Genomic DNA, 22,376 nt, shown 5'->3' with positions numbered 1-22,376 from the left:
GTTCACTACTCCTTCAATACAGAATTAATATAATGTTCTGGTTCTAATAAATCAGTTGAAATGGAATCAATTGTCGGATAGATAAACTCTGCTCCAACTCCCAATACAATAGAGAATAGGAGTAGAAATATGATAGGTCCGATAAATCCTTTTGTAGATTTTTTTTCTCTTAATTCCACTTTTTCGCCCCAAAATCCATGAATAAATATCTTCATAATCGAATATAAAATGAGTAGGCTTGTACCTAATGCAATAATTGCGATGATAATTTCTTCGTTAGTAAATGCTCCTCTTAGTAACAGAACCTTTCCAATAAATCCACTAAATGGTGGTATACCTGCCAAAACAAATGCTGAAATAAACAGCAACCAACCTAATACTGGATAGTGATGGATAAGTCCATTCATTTTCCGCAAATCCGATGTGCCGGCTACATAAGCGATTGCACCTACAAGTAGAAATAGGGCTGTTTTTATAATCATATCGTGCATTAAATAATAAACGGAACCTGATAATCCATCGGCGTTATGAAAACCAATACCCATCATAATAAATCCGATGGCAGGAATAATATTATAGGCAATAATTAATTTAATATTTGAAGTGGAGAGGGCCCCGATAACACCGAATATCATCGATAACCCTGCAAACCAAATGAACATTTCATGAGTCAAACTAATGTTATGGACAAAAATGAGCGAGAATACCCGTAATATTGAATAGACACCAACTTTTGTTAGTAGTGCACCAAATAATGCTGAAACGACTGGATTTGGTACAACGTATGATTTTGGCATCCAATAGTAAAGCGGGAATAATGCAGCTTTTGTACCAAAAACGAAAAACAATAAAATTGCAATTGTTGTTAACACACCTTTTTGATCGACTTCTTGTACGCGTTCAGCAATTTGAGCCATATTTACAGTTCCAACAACCCCATATAAAAAGGCAACGACAGTTACAAAAAGTACAGAAGAAAATACGTTTATTAGCACATATTTAAGCGATTCACGTAATTGAACTCTATCTCCACCTAGTACAATTAATGCATATGAAGCAATAAGTAATACTTCAAAGAAAACAAAAAGGTTAAATAAATCACCTGTTAGAAATGCACCGGACACACCAGTTAGTAAGAAAAAGTAAAACGTATAAAAATAATGTTTTTCTTTACTCTCAGGTAAAGAACGTGGTGCATAAAATACACAAGCAGTCGCAATAATGTTTGTTGTTAAAATGAGCAGTGCTGAAAGTAAATCGGCAACTAGCACAATGCCATAGGGTGCAACCCATTCTCCAGTTTCTAAAACGATTGTACCATGTTGTATGACATGGTACATCACATATACTGCAACACCTAAGTTAAGTATAGTAAATAGTTTTGCTAAATTTCTTGAAAGAGAGACACGTTTATTGACAAAGGTTACGATTATCCCAGCAAATAACGGAATAATGATTGGTAAGACTGCTAGATTACTCATTTGAACTACCCCTTAATTGTTCCATGTTATCTGTTTTATTTTCCTTTGTCGTTCGATACGCTAAGACGAGAAGCAAACTCGTAATACCGAAACTAATGACAATGGAAGTTAAAATTAATGCCTGTGGTAATGGATCAGTATATTGTGTTATGCCTTCTATTAAAATAGGAGGCTGACCTCGCTTTAATTTTCCCATTGTTAAAATAAGTAAGTGTGCTGCATGTGATATTAATACTGTTCCAATGATGATTCTTAATAGCTGTTTTTGGAGTAAATTGTAAACAGCGGTCGCAAACAAAATACCAGCTAAAATAGAAATGATAATTTCCATATTTATTTTGCCTCCTTATCTTTGCGTAGTTTAATGAGGCTATAAATAGCTAATGCAGCAATACCTAATACAGTTATTTCAAAAAGTGTATCTAGTCCACGCATGTCTACTAAGATGACGTTGACAATGTTTGTCCCTCCGCCAATCGTATCAGCAGTTTCTATGAAGTAATCTGATATCGATTTAAACCAATTACTACTATGGGCAGAGATTCCGACAATCGTCATTAGCGTTCCAAAACTGATTGCAATAATTGCATTGACGAGCTTGGTTTTTGGTTTTTCATCACGTTTTTGCATTTTTGGTAAGTGATAAAAGCAAAGCAAAAACAAAACGACTGAAACTGTTTCAATGACGAGTTGTGTTAATGCAAGGTCAGGGGCGCGGTAGATAACGAATAGGATTGCGACACCGTATCCAACAATACCAGTCACTAAAATTACAGCTAGTTTGTGATTCGTAAATATAGTTGCTAAAGCTGCAATGATGATGGCAATAACAACAGTTATTTCAAGTACAGATATGGAAGCCAAATTGTCATATTTTATGTTGAAGCCATCGGTATTTATCATAATAAATGTCGTGACTGCAACAATCGTTCCAATAATGATGAGCATATAAGTTCTTAGTGAGCCAGTCATATAAAAATTTGTAATGCGCTTTGAAAATACATCTACATTTTTAATAATAGAATCATATACTTTGTTCAAACTAAATTTACCAGGTAGCAGACGATAAATGGGTTGCCACGTTTTTCTTGTGATAGTTAAAATGATTCCGATACCAACCACTATAAGAGACATGATAAATGGTACGTTTAAGCCGTGCCAAAATTTAATATCCATTGTATTGACTGTTTGGCTAATTGAGCTTGCTGCATGTGTAAGAAGTGACTGATTAAATAAAGATGGAAATAATCCAATCAAGATAACACCACTTACAAGTATAAATGGAGAAAGCAGCATACCAATTGGTGCCTCGTGCGGTTTCTTAGGAAGTTGGTCTAATTTCTTTTGCCCACCAAAGACCCCAAATAAAAAGTACATCGAGTACACGAATGTAAAGACACTACCTAAAATTGCTAAGTATGGAACAGCATTTGAAAGAAATGCAGCAAATGAGTTCGTCTCATTTGATAAAAGTACTGCAGACTCAAAAAACATTTCCTTACTATAAAATCCATTTAAAAATGGTAAAGGTATACCAGCCATTGAAAATGTGCCAAATAGAGCTAGTGTTGCACTAATGGGCATAAAGGTTAATAAACCACCAAGTTTTCGAATATCCCGTGTACCGGTTTCGTGATCAACAATTCCGGCGATCATAAATAAACCACCTTTAAATGTTGCATGGTTTAATATGTGGAATACAGCTGCAAAAATAGCAACTTCTGTGCCAAACCCTAGCATGGCCATAATCATACCTAGCTGACTAATTGTTGAATAAGCTAAAATGGCTTTTAAATCTGTTTGTCTCACAGCCATGTATGATCCCCAACATAATGTAATGATTCCAACAAGACTAACAACAATAAAGAACCATTCATATGTAGCAAAAATAGGTGAAAAGCGAGCAATTAAATATAGCCCTGCTTTAACCATTGTTGCTGAATGCAAGTATGCACTAACAGGTGTTGGTGCTTCCATTGCATCGGGTAGCCATATATGGAATGGAAATTGGGCTGACTTCGTGAAGGCACCGAGTAAAATAAAAGCTAATATTAATGGTAGAAACTGACTATTTAAAATTGGCTCGGGGTTTGCAATCATTTCACGAATACTCGTTGTTCCTGTAAGAATGGTTAGGAAAATGAGACCCCCAAACATACTTAATCCACCAAATACAGTAATAAGCATTGATTTTAAAGCACCGTATCTGGAGCGTTCTTTAAAATGCCAATAACCAATTAGCAAGAAGGAAGAAATAGAAGTTAATTCCCAAAATGTATAAAGAACAAATACATTATCTGAAGTTACGACACCAAGCATGGCTGTCATAAAGATAAGTAAGTAGATATAAAAATGATTCAGACGTTCGTATGTATGTAAATAAAAGATCGAATATAATACTACTAGAGAACCAATACCACTAATTAACAAAACAAATAATAAACTTAATCCGTCTAAATGAAAAGTTAGATTAATATGTAAAGATGGAATCCATTTATATGTTTCCGTAATAGCGGTAAATTTGCTCCCTATGTATTGGATGTAGTATATAAATATTCCTAAAGGTACAAAAAGCACAAAATACCCTGGATGCACTTTTGGTATGCACCGACTGATTAATGGTAGAATAAGTGCAAATAAAAGTGGAATAAAGATGGTGAAAATCATATCATGTATGTCCTCCTTTATAAAAATAGAATAATCATAAAATAAAGTAATCTCCCGCGTGCGTAATTTGACAATACTATCTTAACATGTCTTAGAATTGTTTAATAGAAAAATAATGGGTGCAGACAAATAAAAAACTCTTATCACGTTAATTTGATAAGAGTAGTACCATTATATGCATTTGTTTCGTTTTATTCAATAAGAAGCCAGTCGTTAGCTAGAATACTTAATTTTATGATTTAATTGTCGCTTATTTATCTCTTCTTTAATAAGTAGAATGAAATCAGGGCTTAATTTTAATTCATTTGCTTTATGATATGATTCTATTAGTAAATCATCTGATAAATGTTCCATACAAGCAGCCCTCCCAAAATATTTGTACCGATAAGGTTTGGATTAGTTGAACTAATTATAATTTATCATGTAACCTCATGTGGGACAAGGTGTTACTTATCTACAAAAGGCTGTTGATAACCTGTGCACATAAAGCGGAAAAATAGGTTAAAACTATAAGAAATCTATGTGGATGATGTGAACAAAGTTATCCACACTCGAAAAACAGAATAATTTGTCGAACGATTTATGCAAAATTTAAGCCGAAATAACATAATTCAACACGTTTTTTCATACACATACGGTTTATTTCCTTCCTCATAATATGATTCGTATATTTTGTAGAAACATATTACTTCACAATCTGTTTATTTTACTTTATTATACAAGAGCTTTGATATAGGATTAGTATAATGTTATTACATATATCTTATCCATTATGGATCATTGTTAAACTATCTAACAATCGCATATTTTTATTGAAAAAGATGATGGGGTGTACTTCTATTGTTAAAAATATTTATGCCAAATGAACATGTTAAGTCTATTTTTGAAATTACGCCTGAATACCTATTAGAAAAGGGAATAAAGGGGATTATCACGGATCTTGATAACACATTAGTACCATGGAATGTTGCGGATGCGACACCAAAAGTGAAACAATGGTTTAACGCAATGACAGAACATGATATTAAAATTACAGTTATGTCTAATAATAATGAGGACCGTGTTAAAGTTTTTTCTGAACCATTAAAGATTCCATACGTATATAAAGCGAATAAACCTTTGGGTAAAGGATTTAAAAAAGCTGTTTCTATTATGGGAATAGAAAAGAAACAAGTAGTAGTCCTTGGTGATCAACTACTTACGGATATTTTAGGTGGAAATTTAGCTGGCTTATACACGGTTTTAGTCGCGCCGATTGTCGAAACAGACGCGAAAATCACTAAGTTTAATCGTAAAATTGAGCGTCGGATACTTCGCTCTTTACGTAAAAAAGGTATGATTAATTGGGAGGAATAACGTTGGAGGAAATTTATTGTCAAGGGTGTGGTGTTGCCATTCAAACATTAGACCCGAATAAAATGGGATTTACACCAGCTTCTTCATTGAAAAATGAAGATGTGTTATGTAAGAGATGTTTTCGCCTAAAGCATTATAATGAAATACAAGATGTATCGATTTCAGATGATCAATTTTTTGATATGGTTGCATCGATACAAAATAAAGCCGGACTTGTCGTACATTTAATTGATATATTTGATGTGAACGGTAGCTTCATTCAAAGTTTGCCTCGAATAGTCGGTAATAATCCAATCATTTTAGTAGGGAATAAAGTTGACCTATTACCAAAATCAACAAATTTACAGAAGTTAAATCAATGGTTACGTTCTGTAGCAAAAGAAGCAGGTTTAAAATTATTGGATGTATTTCTCATCTCTTCTATTAAAGGACATGGTATGGAAGAGTTAACAGAAGCAATTGAGCAGTATCGAGCCGAACAGAACGTATATGTTGTAGGAACAACTAACGTAGGAAAGTCTACATTTATTAACCAGATGATTAAGCAGTCTGTTGGAGTACAAGATGCGATTACGACATCTTATTTTCCTGGGACTACTTTAGGGTTTATCAAAATACCATTAGATCATGATACTTATATGATTGATACACCGGGAATTGTGAACAGACGTCAATTCGCCCATTTTGTATCACCACGTGATTTAAAGATGATCAATCCGAAAAAGGAAATAAAACCACGGGTGTATCAGCTCAATGAAAAACAGACGCTTTTCTTTGGGGGACTTGCACGTATAGACTTTTTAAAAGGTGATAAAGATTCATTTATATGTTATTTTTCAAATGAACTTCCTATCCATCGGACGAAACTCGAAAAAGCAGATGAATTATATGCTAATCATGTTGGAGAAATGCTAAGTCCACCTGATAAAGATACAATTGCGCAACTGCCAGACCTTGAAAAGCAAACATTTAAATTAAAGAGTGGTAAAACAGATGTCGTCTTTTCTGGATTGGGTTGGGTGAGTGTTTCGGGAGATAATATGACAGTAAATGTGTACAGCCCTAAAGGAATTCCTGTTACGATACGGAAGGCGCTCATTTAATCGGAGGAATATTCATGTTTTATAAACTAGGATTAATCGGCTATCCGATTGAACACTCATTATCCCCATGGATACATATGAAGTTATTAGAAGAAACTAATTTAACTGGTTCTTATATGTTATATGAATTTCCAAGTGACTCTTTTCAAAACAGACTAGAAAGTTTGAAAATGGAAAACCTTGTTGGCTTTAACGTGACGGTTCCATATAAACAGAAGATCATTCATTATCTAGACTCGTTAGATGAAACAGCAAAATTAGTTGGTGCGGTGAATACAGTTTACAATAAAAATGGAAGTTGGGTTGGGTATAATACGGATGGCATTGGATATACAAGAGCTCTTTACAATACGTATCCGAACTTTTATAAAAATAAAGAGAATCGTATTCTTATAATAGGTGCGGGCGGTGCGGCGAGAGGGATATTTTTCGCTTTAGCGCAAGCAGGATTTAAAAATATTGATATCACAAATCGCACACTTTCACATGCTGAAAATGTGGCGAAAATTAGCGCAGACATCAATACAAATCTATATAGTTTGAAGGATGTAACGAAATATTTAGCTCATTATGATCTCATTATACAGACAACATCAGTAGGTATGAAACCCAACGTGATAGAAACGGCTATTTCATTGGATGACATTCGACCATCTACTATTGTAAGTGATATTGTCTATCAACCATATACAACACAATTATTACATGATGCACAAAATATGGGAGCTCAATTATTACATGGTCATCTTATGCTCTTATATCAAGCGCAATATGCATTTGAGATTTGGACGAAACAAAGTGTATCGGTTGAGAAACTGATGGAGCAATTAAAACAAAAGTTGGAAGGAAGATAATATGTTAACAGGGAAACAAAAACGATTTTTACGTAGTAAAGCGCATCATCTAAATGCTATTTTTCAAGTAGGAAAAATAGGTGTAAATGATAATATGATTTTGCAAATCAATGATGCATTGGAAAAACGAGAATTAATTAAAGTGAATGTTTTACAAAATTGCATAGAAGATAAAGAAATTGTTGCACAACAATTAACAGAAGGTACAGAAGCGGAACTAGTACAAATAATAGGTAATCAAATTGTACTTTATAAAGAATCTGTGGAAAATAAACAAATAAAACTTCCATAGGCAAAAGAACTGTTTAAGGAGTAATGTAATGAGGCGAATTGGTATACTAGGTGGTGCGTTTGATCCACCACATATAGGTCATCTAATTATTGCAAATGAAGTTCGTATATCTCTGAAATTGGATGAGGTGTGGTTTATACCTTCAAATGTACCGCCTCATAAGCACCCTACAAAATTTGGTGCCACTGATCGTGTAAAAATGGTTGAACTGGCTATAGAAAATGAGCCTACTTTTCGAGTGAATACGATTGAAATGGAAAGAAAAGGAAAATCATTTACAATTGATACTATGCAAACATTAAGAAAAAATTACCCCCATGATGAATTTTACTTTATTATTGGGGCAGACATGGTTGAATATTTACCTAAATGGTATCAAATTGATGAGCTAACTAAACTTGTTACCTTTGTAGGTGTGGAAAGGCCAGGGTTTACGTTACATAAAAGTCCATATCATTTTATTCATGTGGAAGTTCCTTTTATGGATATATCGTCCACATTAATTCGTAATCGACTTGAAAAGAGGGAGCCTATAACGTATTTTGTTCCTGACGCAGTTGCCGCGTACATAAAGGAGAGGACATAATATGAATTTAGTTGATGCTATAAACGTAGTAAAACCACATTTAACAAAAGAGCGCTTTGAACATACTCTAAGAGTAGCTGAAACAGCACGGGATTTGGCAAATCGTTTTCATGAATCTGAAGATAAAGCACAGATAAGTGCCATTTTTCATGATTATGCAAAATACCGTTCATTAGATGAAATGAAACGTATCATAAAGGAAACATATTTACCGAAAGATTTATTATATTATCACCATGAATTATGGCATGGTCCTGTTGCTTCTATTCTTATTGAACGTGAGTATGGTATTACGGATATGGCTATCCAACAGGCAATTTATTGTCACACAACGGGTAAGGCGCATATGTCTAATTTAGATATGATTTTATTTACGGCAGATTATATTGAGCCAGGAAGAAGTTTTCCTGGATTAGATGAAGTAAGGGATATGGCAAATCGCGATCTTTTAAAAGCAACGTGGTTGGTTTCGAGGAATACAATCAACTACTTGATTATGAAAAATCAACGTATTTATCCTGATACATTTCATGCTTATAATGATATATTAAAGCGGATAAACGGAGGTATGATGAATGAAAAATGACCAAATTTTACAGCTTATCGCGCGTACTTGTGATGATAAACGAGCAGAAAATATTATCGCATTGGATATGGAAGGCGTGTCTTTAATCGCTGATTATTTTTTGATTTGTCACGGAAATACAGAACGACAAGTACAAGCAATTGCAAGAGCGATACAGGAAACATTGTCAGAAAATGATGTTGAAATAAAACGTATGGAAGGTTTTGAACAGGCGCATTGGGTACTTGTAGATGCTGGTGATGTCGTCTGCCACGTATTTCATAAAGATGACCGTATTTATTATAATTTGGAGCGACTTTGGGGAGATGCGAGCGAAGTTGAACTAAACTTAGAGTAGGAAGGGAAAAATTATGTCAGCATATGAAGACTTAGCATATGTATATGATACATACATGTTACATGCACCATACGATAAATGGTTCATGTTTTCAAAGCAATGCTTCGGCCTGTTCTCGAGTGGGATAGATAACATTATCGATCTAGGCTGCGGAACTGGAGAGATAGCCAACAGGCTTGCTGCTGATAATTATGCTGTAACTGGTGTAGATTATTCAGAAGAGATGTTGGCCATTGCTCAGCAAAAAGCAGCTGATAAAGCTGTAAATATTCAATGGCTACATCAAGATATGCGGGAATTAGTAGGACTCACAAATTATGATGCTGTCGTCAGTTTTTGTGATGTTCTCAATTATGTTACATCCATTGAAGATGTGCAACAAGTATTCGAGCAAGTTAATCAATCATTAAAAGTTGATGGACTTTTCATTTTTGATGTACATGCTTTAGATTATGTAGAACATCATTTAATCGACCAAACTTTTGCCGACGTAGATACAAATAATGCTTATATTTGGTTTTGTACCCCTGGTGATAACGAAGGGGAAATGTTTCATGATTTGACTTTTTTTATGGAACAAGATGGTGTTTATAAAAGATTTGATGAAACCCATCACCAACGCACTTTCTCAATTCAAACATATGAAAAATTATTAAAACAAACAAATTTCGAGCTGATTCATATTTGTGCGGATTTTTCATTAGATAAAGAAGTAGATAACGAATCAGAGCGCATTTTTTTCATTGCAAAGAAACGTTCGTAATGTTTTACGAATACGTTTCTTTTTTTATGCAGGAATTTACGAGTTCATGTCGAATACTGTTTATGAAGGGGCTTGCTTTTTTATAAAAGGTGGTAGAAAGGATGTGTGTGATTGATTGTTTTAGATTTCTTTAAAAGGTATGCCTTTTTTATTCTCCTTGGATTTTTCCTCATTATCTTCCTTTTCCTTACGAATGATAAACATATTCAAAATGAACTTACACCAGTCGTCTCTGAAGCAACAGAATCGTCTTTAGAGAAGGACGCTGATAACACGTCAGAGGAAGAACCTCAAGAAGGTATAAGCGATATCGTTGTCATTGACATTAAAGGCTATGTTAAAAAACCTGGTGTTTATGAAATTCAAGCAGATGCTCGTGTTCATGACGTCATTCAATTAGCAGGTGGTTTTTTAAAAGAGGCTGATCAATCGGTTATTAATTTGGCACAGAAGGTACATGATGAAATGGTGATTTTTGTGCCTAGTGAAGCAGATGAAGCCCAAAACATAACCGTGCCTGCTATAGGTAATGCAAGTCAACAATCACAAAAAGTTAGAATTAATCATGCAACAAAAGAAGAAATCGAAACGTTAAATGGAATAGGCCCCTCAAAAGCTCAAGCAATTATTGACTTCCGTGAGGAGAATGGGCTGTTTAAAAATGTGGATGATTTATTACAGGTCCCCGGAATTGGAGAGAAAACGTTAGAAAATTTGAGGGAACAAATTCAAATTCCGTAAATTGTATGTACGAATACGTTGACGAATCTTGACAGCAAACTTTAAACTGAATAAAAAGTAGGTTATTTTCTAGGATGTGTGTTCATAACAGAATCAAACTCTTGCGTATGCTGCGTTTCCATTTCTATGGAAAAACACTTCGTTTTCCGCGTGGGGATATAGCTATTACAAAGAGAATAATTTTAATACGAAATAAGGGGATACATCATTATGGATAGAATTTCTTGGGATCAATATTTTATGGCGCAAAGTCAACTACTCGCCTTGCGCAGTACGTGTAAAAGATTAATGGTAGGAGCAACGATTGTTCGTGATAAGCGTATTATTGCAGGTGGATATAATGGGAGTGTTTCAGGAAGTGTTCATTGTGTGGATGAGGGGTGCTATGTCATAGATGGTCATTGTGTGCGTACGGTCCACGCTGAGGCAAATGCCATTTTACAATGTGCGAAATTTGGTGTGGCAACAGAAAATGCCCATATATATGTTACACATTTTCCTTGTTTGCAATGTTGCAAGCAAATTATACAAGCCGGAATAAAAAAAGTGTATTATGCGGATGATTATCGCAACCACCCGTATGCCATACAATTATTTGAAGAGGCAAATGTAGAAATTAAGAAAGTGACGCTAGATTATTTAACTGTAGATACGAACTATCGTGAAAAAGAGGAGTTAGTCAAAACATTACTCGAACATATTTCGGATAATAAAACGGATGCTAGTTTAGCAGAAGCGTTAAAAGAAAAAGCTGCACAAATATTTGAGTGGTGATTATATGCAAGGAAATTGGTATATTTTTGCTTTAGCATGTTTAGCAAGTGTTGTATCTGTTATTTGGCATCTGCAAATATGTATGATTATTTTATGTGTATGGTTACTTTATTTATATAAAACAAAACGGTTAAGGAAATTACCAATTTTCCTTTCCTTAGCCGTATACTTCTTTTTCTATTTTTATATTCCTACTTTTGATCAAACCTCACTTATACAATTGGACAACTCTCCTAAGACACATCAAGGTAAAATTGTCGGAAGTATCTTGAATAGTAATAAAAAGATTGAGTTTTTGTTAGAAAACGAACAGACAAAACAAAAACAGCTTATCATTTATTTTCCAGAAAACAACTCCCCCATCAATTTTAAAACTCAATTGAAACGTGGTGCCGTCTGTAACATTTTTGGAACGGAGGAATTACCAGAGCAAGGTAGGAATCCTGGGCAATTTGATTATCGGGATTATTTAATAAAAAAAGGTGTTACATCTCAAATTATCGTTGCATCATGGAAAGACGTAAAGTGTGAAGGGTCGTCCTTCGCGTACCGATTTGACAAGTTGCGTAATGGAATCATTCGCTATGTAGAAACCTCTTTTCAAATGGAAGTATCAAGTTGGTTGTTGGCACTCGTTTTTGGCCATACGACAGAATTACCTATAGAAGTTATTGAGCTATTCCGTGAATGGAGTTTATCTCATTTACTTGCTATTTCCGGTTTGCATGTAGGATTAGTTGTTTCCTTTGCTTATTTTTTATTAATAAAACTGAATTTGTTTACAAAGGAAAAGGCACAATGGATCATGCTTATATTTTTGCCGCTGTATGCTTTTTTGGCTGGTGGAGAGCCTTCTGTCTGGCGTGCAAGTTTAATGGTTTTTATTTTTATTCTCTTTGAAAAGATAAATAGAAAAATGCCAGTTTCAGATGTGATTAGTATTGTTTTTTTAATACTTATGCTGCACAATCCGCTCATTATTTATCACGTTGGATTTCAAATGTCTTTTCTTGTATCATTTGGATTAATTTTATCTAGAAGTTGGTTCATGCAATCTTCACACTCATTATGGATCCAAATGTTAAAGATAAGTTTCATTTCGCAAATGATGATTATGCCGTTACAATTTGCTTATTTTAACTATGTACAGCCCCTTGCCATCTTATTAAATGTCCTCATTGTTCCGTATTTCTCATTTTTCGTTATTCCGCTTATGTTTCTTTTTTTGTTTTTAACTCCAATACCAATTTTAAAAGATTTATTTTCTTCCCTTTTTATCTTTATTCATCAAACGGTGCTGATGTTTTTAGATGTTATAAATCGATATGTTAGTTTTCCTTGGAAACATGGTGCTTTACCTATGTTCGCTGTTTTCATGTACATGTTGTTACTGTATTTATTAATGACAAACTTAGAGAGGAGAAAATGGAGTCAAGCATTTACGATTGGATGTAGTATTGTATGTTTGATTTGTGTTATTTTACTTAAACCATATTTTTCACCAAACGGAAAAATAACAATGCTAGATATTGGACAAGGTGATGCTTTTATAATCGAATTACCATATCGAAAAGGAATTATTATGATGGATTTAGGCGCTAGCTTTTCTTTTCCAGAAGGGGCTGTTAGTGATCGTGTATATGTTCAAGTAATAAAACCTTATCTAGATATGAGCGGAATTCACCAAATAGATGCCGTATTCTTGTCACATGAAGACGTAGACCATATCGGGAGTTTATCATTCCTCTTAGAAGATTACGATGTAGACAATCTCATTATCAGCGATTATTATAAGTCGACAAAAAAAGAGGAGCAGCAATGGCTACAATCTGTTAAGAAAATTAGCAGTGTACGAAGTGGGGATATCGTGACGATACAGGGGCAAAGTTTTCATGTTACATCACCAAAGATACAAACAGATTCTGCAAATGAAAATTCACTCGTTCTATATTCGGAGTTTGGAAATAAATCATGGCTTTTTACAGGGGATATTGGACACGATACAGAAATGCAATTATTGCAAAGGTTTGCAAATTTACAAGTAGATGTTTTAAAGGTCGGACATCATGGTAGTAAGCACTCCACTTTACCTGAGTTTGTAGATCATATCCAACCTTCCTATGCTCTAATTTCTGTTGGGAAACATAATCGATATGGCCATCCGACAAAAGAAGTGCTCGATACTTTAAACGAAAGGGGAATTACTATATTACGTACAGATGAATCTGGGGCTGTCATTTATGAATTTACAGAAGGGGAAGGAACCTTTTTTAAGTTTATACCATAGCTATATAGTAACTAAATAAGAGACTGCATTCGTAGCAGTCTCTCTTCTCTTACTCGTTTAAACTTATGTATAAGATTCGGTTACTTATGATCCAATGACACTAATAACTACACCAATAGCAAAAATGAGTACAAAGAACAGAAAAGAAAAAGTAAAACCTTTGATGGAATCCACTACGTCACTATTTTTTGATTGCGGATCCTTTTCGAAATCATTCATCGTTTCATGCATCGCTACCCCTCCTAATCACCTTTAGTATAAATTAAATATAAAAAAAAATCCACTTAATTTAAAATAACTGTTTTTGAATATACAAAAGCTGCATATACATGTCTTCTTTTGTGAAGTGCAACCATTACTAGAAAGAGTTAACAGCTATAGTTTTTTAAATAGCGGTTATTCTATAAGTACAAAGCACCGTTTGAAATGCTGATCCTAGGCCAACATTTCAAACGTTTATATAGATAGGGAGGGAGTGCCAATCCCTTTCACTCCCTCTCATGATATTTCTTGCTATTGTCATTATTTCCGATTACTATTTATTATAGTATCGGGGTGAGTTTAACATGAATTTTTTAGAAATGCAAAAGACAATAAACAAAAAAATACCTTTAGTTAGTTTATTATATGGAACAGAAGACTATTTTATCCAAAAATTAAAGGATCTAATTGTAGAAAAGTCAAAAGTTGGAGAAGAAAACATTGCTTCATACGATTTAAGGGAGGTTCCTATACAAGAGGTCATTACAGATGCTGAAACTTATCCGTTTTTTGGTGAGGAAAAAGTTATATTTGCATATAATCCAACATTCTTAACAGCAAAACAAGAGAAATTACCTTTTGAGCACAATTTACATACTTTAGAACAATATATACAATCTCCTGTAGACTTTTCCCATCTAATCTTGATAGCACCATATGAAAAATTAGATGAAAGGAAGAAATTAACCAAATTATTACGTAAAAATGCTGGGATAGTGGAATGTAATCCTATTAAGTCAAATGAATTTTCTTCATGGTTGCAAGAGATGACAAAACGACTGCAAATTTTCGTGGAACGTGATGCGGCGGAAATATTGGAGGCGGAGTTATCAACAAACTTACAGATGTTAGAATCAGAATTAACAAAAATGGCATTATATGTAGGAGATGGTGGTAATATTACGAAATCGGTTGTAGAACAGTTGCTAGCACCGACAATGCAGAGTACATCTTTGCGGCTTGTTGACGCAGTAATTGCACGTGATCTTACAAGTGCCATTCAAATATTTAAAGATCTTCAAAAAGGTAATGAAGATCCAATAGCATTGATTGGATTATTAGCATTTCAATTTAGAATGATTTTAAGAGTGAAGTTATTACGTACAAAGGGATATGGTCAAAGCCAAATTCAAAAGCAAATTGGTGCACATCCATATGTGATTAAAATAGCTTGGAATCGAGAAAAGTCATTTTCTAAAGAGAATTTACATACGATTATGAAACAGCTAGCTAAAACAGATAGCATTTTGAAGCAAGGGAAGATGGAAAAGGAAATTGCATTTGAAATGTTATTATATGATCTGATTACAATAGACCAACAAGCATAAAATAGGCATAAAAAAAACGATCTTATAGTTAAGAAGAGATCGTTTTTTTTGATGTTGATTACGCGCCTAATTGATTAACCTTTTGAGAAAGACGAGTTTTTTGACGGTTACCACTGTTTTTATGAATCAAGCCTTTTTGTACAGCTTTATCAATTTTCTTTACAGCTTTAAGTAAAGATGTTTTTGCTTCTTCAACATTATTTTCTGCCACAAACTTTTCAACTAATTTAATTTGTGAACGCATTTCAGACTTATAAGATTGATTTAACGCACGTTTTTTATCGTTAATTTTTACACGTTTAATTGCTGATTTAATATTTGCCATTTATTTCACCTCCTAAAATGCCGAAATCATTACAAATCGACATAGGATATTTTACCAAAGCTCAACAATGTTTTCAATAACTTTCTACTTTCCTTGTAATATTTGTATGTTTTACATGTGAAATGCAAACGCTAATAATATTAGTTTTATGATGAAAATGAAAGAGGTGTTGATAAGTGGAAGATCAGGACAACCATATACAAGTTCGTACTGATTTAGCAGTTGAGGCAAAAGATATGCTAGTAGGTCGTAAAAAGAAACAGGCGGATAACTCGATAGGTATTACGTCTAAAGAGCGAACAGAACACGATATTAACATAAGCTACGTTACGATAGATGAGCAAGGTGCAGAGAAAATAGGTAAAAAGCCTGGCACTTATATTACGATATATGCGGATGGAGTAAAACAACAAGATACAAAGTCTCAAGAATACGCGGCAAAAATATTAGCAAAGGAACTTGAACAGTTACTAAATAAAAATAATATAAATAAAGATGCTACAGGACTTATCGTTGGTTTAGGAAATTGGAATGTCACACCAGATGCATTAGGTCCGATGGCGGTGGAAAAAGTGCTTGTAACAAGTCACTTATTTAAGTTGGATCACGAATCTGTTGCAGAGGGTTACCGTCCTGTAGGTGCTGTTACACCAGGTGTAATGGGTGTAACTGGTATTGAAACGAGTGATATTATTTTTGGTATTGTGGAAGAATTTAAGCCAGACTTTGTGATTGCAGTCGATGCATTGGCTTCACGGTCAATTGAGAGAATTAATGAGACCATTCAATTGACGGATACTGGCATTCACCCGGGGTCCGGTGTCGGAAATAAGCGGAAAGAATTAAGTAAAGAAACGCTGGGAGTGCCAGTAATCGCTATCGGTGTACCTACTGTTGTAGATGCAGTTACAATTACGAGTGACACCATTGATTATCTATTAAAACATTTGGGACGTGAATGGAAAGATAAGGATAGACCAGGAAACGCATTAGCCCCTGGAGGTTTTTCATTCGGAAGGAAGAAATTTCACGAAGATGATTTGCCAGATAATGACAAGAGACAGGCATTTCTAGGTATGATTGGTACGTTGTCAGAAGAAGAAAAGCGAAGTTTAATATCGGAAGTTTTAACACCATTGGGACAGAATATGATTGTGACACCGAAAGAAGTAGATGCATTCATGATTGATATGGCTCATCTTGTAGCAACGGGAATTAATGCAGCATTACATGAAGTTGTAGATGTAGATAACTTTTCCTCCTATACGAGATAGTAAAAGAGCATAATATGCACATATAACGTTGATGCCCTGAATATCAGGGCTTTTTTTATTGGTTAGTTCAACATTAACGTCTCAGTGAATTCAAAGTTTTTTATGTTTGCCCCCATACTCTATTAAAAAGTAGTTCTACTTTTCTGCGTTGAATCATAGAGTAAAACATAGAGATGTTGTTAGTTGAAAAAGAGGTGTTTGGATGAAAATGAATGAAAGAAATAACCATCGAAAAATAACAGTGCAACTTATAAAGAGAAGTAGTTTATATATGGTTAGTCTTGCGATTCTATTTATATTAATAGGTTTCTTAACTACAATTTCCCCAGCATATCGTTTTTCGTCAGAAGTGGTTTCGACGTGGACAAGCAAGATTGAAACATCTACTTATGTTCACTTATTTAGTATGGAAAATAGAGCTTTTCAAGAAGCTGTACCAAAGGACCAACCAATACCGAAGATTTCCTCGACTATTTTTGAATTGGCTACAAGTATCAAGCCTCAGGACCCTAGAAGTTTATTGGGTAACGAATTGCCTGGGTTTTCTATCTTTGATAGGGAAATATTAATAGCGGGAGAAGGTACAAATTATACGAATCTACCAATCGAATCATCGCCACCGCTAGAAGAAGTGATGAAAGATCGAGAAGCAATTCTTGGGGATGAACCAGAAGATGATAAAAAACAAGAGGGTGAGAAGGATAGGCCTACAACAGGTGGTAAAAAGGTTGTGTATTTATATAATACCCATAATTATGAATCGTTTTTACCGCATTTACCTAAGGTTTCAGATCCGAATAACGCATCACATAATGAGGTTAATATTACAAAAGTAAGTGATAGATTAGCAAAATCCTTAGAAGCAGAAGGGATAGGTACTCAAATAGAAACAACAGATATTATGGAACTCTTACACAGTAAGAATTGGAAATATGGCAAGTCTTACCAAGCCTCTAGGGAAGTTGTAAAGGAAGCTATTGCTGTAAATAAGGATATTAAATATATTTTCGATATACATCGTGATTCCGAGAGAAGAAATGTGACAACTAAAAAAATAAATGGAAAAGACTATGCAAGAGTGATGATTGTGATTGGTGCAAATTATGATGCTTATAAGGACAACTTAGACTTTGCTACAAGATTACATTATAAGTTAGAAGAAAAATATCCAGGTATAAGTAGAGGAGTAATTCCGAAAAAGGGTAAAGGGACGAACGGCATCTTTAATCAAGATTTATCTGACCAAGCTATCCTATTTGAATTTGGTGGTGTGGATAATACATTAGAAGAGTTGTATCGTACAGCGGATGCGCTAGCTGAGGTTTTTGGTGAATTTTATTGGGATGCGGAAAAAGTAAGTGTAGAAGAGAGGGAGGATTAAGGTGGTTCGCTCTATTATCGTAGTACTATTACTCGTAATTTGTTTTCTTGGCGGTATGCTGTTTGGTATGGATCGTGATCAAATGACGATGGAAAAAGCTATGACAGATAAAGCTGAACATCCTGTCGAAGAAGCGGCAGAACAGAATGTTGCAGAAAAGAGAGACCAGCTAAAACAGGATAAGTCAAAGAAAGAAATGGAAGAAAAAACTTATGCAGATATAATAGACGAGGATAATCCAGTCCACTTTACGCAAAAAACTGCTTCTGTTCTAGAAGCGGGGATAAAAGGATTTTATGAAGCTATCGTTAAAATCCTGTACAGTATTGCCGAGATTTTCTTTTAATTGATTTCAGTGAGAAGCCTCCCATTCTTTGGGAATGTGGAAGGTGTAATGCGATAAGTAGCTGGTAGATGAATTTCGAAATGGATAAATGTACGGTTTCTATCTACTCAGAACTACTTCAACCGCAACAATCAAGTGCAAACCGCCTTAGTCTCATTATAATGAATATACTTGTATTCTTAATAGCCCCCACTTCATTCTTGAAACGAGTGGGGGCTACTGCTATAATCAATGCTAGCTATTCATGTAAGTGGACACTCCTTTGCTTAGATAAAAAGTAAAGGATATGTAGGAGTGAAGATCATTAATGACAAAAAGACAAGAGAATGTACGTAACTTTTCAATTATTGCACATATTGACCATGGAAAATCAACGCTAGCTGATCGTATATTAGAAAACACAAAAGCTTTAACCCAACGTGAGATGAAGGAACAATTTTTGGATGCAATGGATTTAGAACGTGAACGTGGAATAACAATAAAATTGAATGCAGTACAACTTCATTATACAAGTGAGAATGGTGAAGATTACACATTTCATTTAATCGATACGCCTGGACACGTCGATTTTACATATGAAGTATCGCGCAGTTTAGCTGCTTGTGAGGGAGCTATACTTGTGGTGGATGCGGCCCAGGGAATTGAAGCACAAACATTAGCAAACGTCTATTTAGCTTTAGATAATGACTTGGAGATTATTCCCGTTATTAATAAAATTGATTTACCGAATGCCGATCCAGAACGAGTAAAAAAGGAATTAGAAGAGGTAATTGGCATTCATCCCGATGATGTTATTCTTGCATCTGCTAAGGCAAATATAGGTATTGATGAAATATTAGAACGGGTTGTTGAGGCTGTGCCACCGCCTGAAGGTGATGAGGATAGTCCATTAAAAGCACTCATCTTTGACTCTTTATATGATCCATACCGTGGAGTAGTTGCATACATATGTGTCAAAGAAGGTTCTGTTAAAGTTGGCGATCAAATTCGTATGATGGCTACAGGGAAAGACTTTGAAGTAAATGAAGTAGGTGTATTCAATCCGAAGCCAGAATCAAAAGATGTTTTACATGTTGGAGACGTAGGGTATTTAACAGCATCTATGAAAAATGTGGCAGATACGCATGTCGGAGATACGATTACACTCGCTAACAATCCTGCTATAGAACCATTACCTGGTTATCGAAAACTAAATCCAATGGTTTTCTGTGGGTTATATCCTATTGATCCAAATAAATATAACGATTTACGAGAAGCACTTGAAAGACTGGAATTAAATGATTCTTCGTTACAATATGAAGCGGAAACGTCACAGGCTTTAGGTTTTGGCTTTCGTTGTGGTTTTCTTGGACTATTACATATGGAAATTATTCAAGAAAGAATTGAACGTGAATTTAAAATTGACCTTATTATTACAGCACCAAGTGTTATTTATGAAGTAGAACAAACAAATGGTGAGATGATTCGCGTTGATAATCCATCTAAAATGCCTGACCCACAAGTCATTCAAGATATTATGGAGCCATTTGTAAAAGCAACGATTATGGTACCAAATGATTATGTAGGTGCGGTAATGGAGATAGCCCAGAAGAAACGTGGGCAGTTTATCAATATGGAATACCTGGATGATATCCGAGTGAATGTTATCTATGAAATTCCACTTTCGGAAATTGTTTATGACTTTTTTGATCAATTAAAATCACACTCAAAAGGGTATGCTTCATTTGACTACGAACTTATTGGTTATAAACCATCTAACTTAGTTAAAATGGATATTTTATTAAATGGTGAACAAATTGATGCGCTTTCCTTTATTGTTCATCGTGATTTTGCATATGAACGTGGAAAATTTATCGTAGACAAATTACGTGAGCTTATTCCGAGACAGCAATTTGAAGTACCTATTCAAGCAGCTATCGGAAATAAGATTGTTGCGAGGTCGACAATAAAAGCGATACGTAAAAACGTACTTGCAAAGTGTTACGGTGGAGATATTTCGCGAAAAAGAAAACTACTAGAAAAACAAAAAGAAGGTAAGAAGCGGATGAAAATGGTCGGATCCGTTGAAGTTCCGCAAGAAGCATTTATGTCTGTATTACAAATGGATGATGACTAATCAAGGGAAAAAACTTTTGTGCATCATTGCAGAAAAGTTTTTTCCGTTATTGTTTCTACACAATATACTCAAACTGTGAACTAACTAATTAGGTATTATCGTTCCTTTTCACATAGTTTTAGTGCTATAACACCGCTACGGAAGATTACTTCGCTTTCCGCGGAAAGCAAAGTGTGCCTCCGGAGCGGATATACAATCCCAATCATCAGTAGGATGGGATAAGTTTTCACTAGTTCACAATATACGTTAACTAGGCAACAAAGAATCGTAAAAAGCCTTATCTGAAGGAGAGTTTTGTCATGATCCAATCAGTTTATATCCATATTCCTTTTTGTCACCATATTTGTCACTACTGTGATTTTACAAAAATATTTTATAATGAACAGATGGCGACACAATATATGGATGCATTAGAAAAGGAAATTAATGAAACAGTTGAAGGTACACAAAATAAAGTGAAAACAATTTTTATCGGTGGTGGTACTCCAACAGCCTTAACATTACAACAATTACGTAAATTGATGGAAATTATTCATCATAAGTTTGATGTTCATACATGTAAAGAATTTACAATTGAAGCAAATCCTGGAGATTTTGATGCTGATAAAATAAACCTACTTCAAGCATATGGGGTTAATAGAGTATCCCTAGGAGTTCAAGTATTTGATAATGAAATGTTAAAATCACTTGGCCGTGCGCACCAAGTAGAGGATGTATATCGAACCGTAAACGATCTGAAAAAGTCAGGTTTCTCTAATATTAGTCTTGACCTCATATATTCCTTGCCAAATCAAACTGTGGAACATTTTCAGCGTACGTTAGAAGAGGCTACTTCCTTCCAACTACCGCATTATTCCGCATATTCATTGCAAATTGAACCACAGACAATCTTTTACAATCGATATCAAAAAGGTCAACTTCATCGTCCAGAACAAGAAGAAGAAGTAGAAATGTATAACGTATTGTGTAACATAATGAAACAAAATGAATTGCAACATTATGAAATAAGTAACTTTGCAAAACCAGGATATGAGAGTATGCATAATTTAACCTATTGGAATAATGAATATTATTATGGTTTTGGTGCAGGTGCATCTGGTTATTTACCGGGAAAAAGAACATTAAATATTAAACCTATCCCCGCCTATATCAAACAAGCAATGGCAGATGGTAATCCTGTTTTACGCATTGAGAAAATTGAATTAAAAGAACGTTTGGAGGAAGAACTATTTTTAGGTTTACGGAAATTAACTGGAGTAGGACTACAACAGTTCCACAAGAAATTTGGTTTTTCAATTGATAAATATTATGAACAGCCTATTCAATTATTGATAAAAAAAGGTTGGTTAAAAATAGAAGATGGATTTTTAAAACTTACTGACCAAGGAGTATTGTTTGGTAATGATGTATTTGAACATTTTTTAATAGATGCTCTTGATTTAGAGCGTGTGCATTGACAAAAAAAACGGGATTTGATAATTTATTAATAGTATTAGCACTCACAATAGAAGAGTGCTA

The 22,376-nt window shown here is 34.5% G+C and carries 23 protein-coding genes; 17 read left to right on the top strand and 6 right to left on the bottom strand.

Features of this window, described 5'->3' with window-relative positions:
• Positions 1-5: 5 nt before the first annotated feature.
• From ACFFIS_RS03045 to ACFFIS_RS03030, 4 genes are all read right to left on the bottom strand, one after another.
• Positions 6-1,481 carry a Na+/H+ antiporter subunit D gene (locus ACFFIS_RS03045; RefSeq protein ID WP_320379239.1) on the bottom strand — a complete coding sequence of 492 codons (1,476 nt, stop codon included), beginning with the start codon at positions 1,479-1,481 and terminating at the stop codon, positions 6-8.
• Positions 1,474-1,812, bottom strand: coding sequence for a Na(+)/H(+) antiporter subunit C (locus ACFFIS_RS03040; RefSeq protein WP_320379238.1), 339 nt, complete (start codon positions 1,810-1,812; stop codon positions 1,474-1,476). The genes ACFFIS_RS03045 and ACFFIS_RS03040 overlap by 8 nt, the downstream gene beginning before the upstream one ends.
• A gap of 2 nt (positions 1,813-1,814) precedes the next feature.
• The gene (locus ACFFIS_RS03035) at positions 1,815-4,148 is read right to left on the bottom strand and encodes a Na+/H+ antiporter subunit A (RefSeq protein ID WP_390186106.1); all 2,334 of its coding nucleotides are present in this window, start codon (positions 4,146-4,148) and stop codon (positions 1,815-1,817) included.
• Between the two features lie 213 nt (positions 4,149-4,361).
• The gene (locus ACFFIS_RS03030; protein ID WP_320379236.1) at positions 4,362-4,502 is read right to left on the bottom strand and encodes a sporulation histidine kinase inhibitor Sda; all 141 of its coding nucleotides are present in this window, start codon (positions 4,500-4,502) and stop codon (positions 4,362-4,364) included.
• 486 nt (positions 4,503-4,988) lie between these two features.
• Between ACFFIS_RS03030 and ACFFIS_RS03025 the strand changes: the two genes are divergently transcribed.
• The 11 genes from ACFFIS_RS03025 (at position 4,989) to ACFFIS_RS02975 (ending at position 13,827) form a co-directional block, all read left to right on the top strand.
• The gene (locus ACFFIS_RS03025) at positions 4,989-5,504 is read left to right on the top strand and encodes a YqeG family HAD IIIA-type phosphatase (protein WP_320379235.1); all 516 of its coding nucleotides are present in this window, start codon (positions 4,989-4,991) and stop codon (positions 5,502-5,504) included.
• A 2-nt stretch (positions 5,505-5,506) separates the two neighbouring features.
• On the top strand, positions 5,507-6,607 hold the full coding sequence (gene yqeH / locus ACFFIS_RS03020) for a ribosome biogenesis GTPase YqeH (protein WP_390186105.1): 1,101 nt from the start codon (positions 5,507-5,509) through the stop codon (positions 6,605-6,607).
• Between the two features lie 14 nt (positions 6,608-6,621).
• A complete protein-coding gene (gene aroE / locus ACFFIS_RS03015; protein ID WP_320379234.1) occupies positions 6,622-7,461 on the top strand; it encodes a shikimate dehydrogenase in 840 nt (279 codons plus the stop codon).
• Position 7,462: 1 nt separating this feature from the next.
• Complete coding sequence (gene yhbY, locus ACFFIS_RS03010; protein WP_320379233.1) at positions 7,463-7,753, top strand: ribosome assembly RNA-binding protein YhbY; 291 nt, start codon at positions 7,463-7,465, stop codon at positions 7,751-7,753.
• Between the two features lie 28 nt (positions 7,754-7,781).
• Positions 7,782-8,339 (top strand): nicotinate-nucleotide adenylyltransferase, encoded by a 558-nt coding sequence (locus ACFFIS_RS03005; protein ID WP_320379232.1) that lies wholly within the window; start codon positions 7,782-7,784, stop codon positions 8,337-8,339.
• A 1-nt stretch (position 8,340) separates the two neighbouring features.
• Positions 8,341-8,925, top strand: a complete 585-nt coding sequence (gene yqeK / locus ACFFIS_RS03000) for a bis(5'-nucleosyl)-tetraphosphatase (symmetrical) YqeK (RefSeq protein WP_320379231.1) — start codon at positions 8,341-8,343, stop codon at positions 8,923-8,925.
• A complete protein-coding gene (gene rsfS / locus ACFFIS_RS02995; protein ID WP_390186103.1) occupies positions 8,915-9,262 on the top strand; it encodes a ribosome silencing factor in 348 nt (115 codons plus the stop codon). The genes yqeK and rsfS overlap by 11 nt, the downstream gene beginning before the upstream one ends.
• 13 nt (positions 9,263-9,275) lie before the next feature.
• Positions 9,276-10,025 carry a class I SAM-dependent DNA methyltransferase gene (locus ACFFIS_RS02990; protein ID WP_320379229.1) on the top strand — a complete coding sequence of 250 codons (750 nt, stop codon included), beginning with the start codon at positions 9,276-9,278 and terminating at the stop codon, positions 10,023-10,025.
• A gap of 111 nt (positions 10,026-10,136) precedes the next feature.
• Positions 10,137-10,766: a helix-hairpin-helix domain-containing protein gene (locus ACFFIS_RS02985; protein ID WP_320379228.1), complete on the top strand. Its 630-nt coding sequence runs from the start codon at positions 10,137-10,139 to the stop codon at positions 10,764-10,766.
• 210 nt (positions 10,767-10,976) lie between these two features.
• The gene (locus ACFFIS_RS02980; RefSeq protein WP_320379227.1) at positions 10,977-11,540 is read left to right on the top strand and encodes a ComE operon protein 2; all 564 of its coding nucleotides are present in this window, start codon (positions 10,977-10,979) and stop codon (positions 11,538-11,540) included.
• A 4-nt stretch (positions 11,541-11,544) separates the two neighbouring features.
• The gene (locus tag ACFFIS_RS02975; RefSeq protein WP_390186099.1) at positions 11,545-13,827 is read left to right on the top strand and encodes a DNA internalization-related competence protein ComEC/Rec2; all 2,283 of its coding nucleotides are present in this window, start codon (positions 11,545-11,547) and stop codon (positions 13,825-13,827) included.
• A gap of 84 nt (positions 13,828-13,911) precedes the next feature.
• Here the strand turns inward: ACFFIS_RS02975 and ACFFIS_RS02970 are convergent, their stop codons facing one another.
• Entirely contained in the window at positions 13,912-14,058 is a 147-nt protein-coding gene (locus ACFFIS_RS02970; RefSeq protein ID WP_390186097.1) for a YqzM family protein, read from the bottom strand.
• 335 nt (positions 14,059-14,393) lie between these two features.
• On the opposite strand from ACFFIS_RS02970, the gene holA reads away from it, so the two are divergent.
• Entirely contained in the window at positions 14,394-15,416 is a 1,023-nt protein-coding gene (holA, locus tag ACFFIS_RS02965; protein ID WP_320379224.1) for a DNA polymerase III subunit delta, read from the top strand.
• Positions 15,417-15,474: 58 nt separating this feature from the next.
• Here holA and rpsT read toward each other — a convergent pair whose 3' ends face one another.
• Entirely contained in the window at positions 15,475-15,741 is a 267-nt protein-coding gene (gene rpsT / locus ACFFIS_RS02960) for a 30S ribosomal protein S20 (RefSeq protein ID WP_320379223.1), read from the bottom strand.
• 176 nt (positions 15,742-15,917) lie between these two features.
• On the opposite strand from rpsT, the gene gpr reads away from it, so the two are divergent.
• From gpr to hemW, 5 genes are all read left to right on the top strand, one after another.
• The gene (gene gpr / locus ACFFIS_RS02955) at positions 15,918-17,015 is read left to right on the top strand and encodes a GPR endopeptidase (RefSeq protein ID WP_390186094.1); all 1,098 of its coding nucleotides are present in this window, start codon (positions 15,918-15,920) and stop codon (positions 17,013-17,015) included.
• A gap of 202 nt (positions 17,016-17,217) precedes the next feature.
• A complete protein-coding gene (spoIIP, locus tag ACFFIS_RS02950) occupies positions 17,218-18,396 on the top strand; it encodes a stage II sporulation protein P (RefSeq protein WP_390186092.1) in 1,179 nt (392 codons plus the stop codon).
• Between the two features lies 1 nt (position 18,397).
• Complete coding sequence (locus ACFFIS_RS02945) at positions 18,398-18,742, top strand: hypothetical protein (RefSeq protein ID WP_320379221.1); 345 nt, start codon at positions 18,398-18,400, stop codon at positions 18,740-18,742.
• A gap of 307 nt (positions 18,743-19,049) precedes the next feature.
• Positions 19,050-20,858 carry a translation elongation factor 4 gene (gene lepA / locus ACFFIS_RS02940; protein ID WP_390186090.1) on the top strand — a complete coding sequence of 603 codons (1,809 nt, stop codon included), beginning with the start codon at positions 19,050-19,052 and terminating at the stop codon, positions 20,856-20,858.
• A gap of 299 nt (positions 20,859-21,157) precedes the next feature.
• Positions 21,158-22,315, top strand: coding sequence for a radical SAM family heme chaperone HemW (hemW, locus tag ACFFIS_RS02935; protein ID WP_320379220.1), 1,158 nt, complete (start codon positions 21,158-21,160; stop codon positions 22,313-22,315).
• Positions 22,316-22,376: the final 61 nt, after the last annotated feature.

Origin of the sequence: Paracerasibacillus soli, assembly GCF_042432965.1 — a bacterium.
Lineage (GTDB): Bacteria > Bacillota > Bacilli > Bacillales > Amphibacillaceae > Paracerasibacillus > Paracerasibacillus soli.
This window is presented reverse-complemented; position numbering and strand designations above follow the sequence as displayed.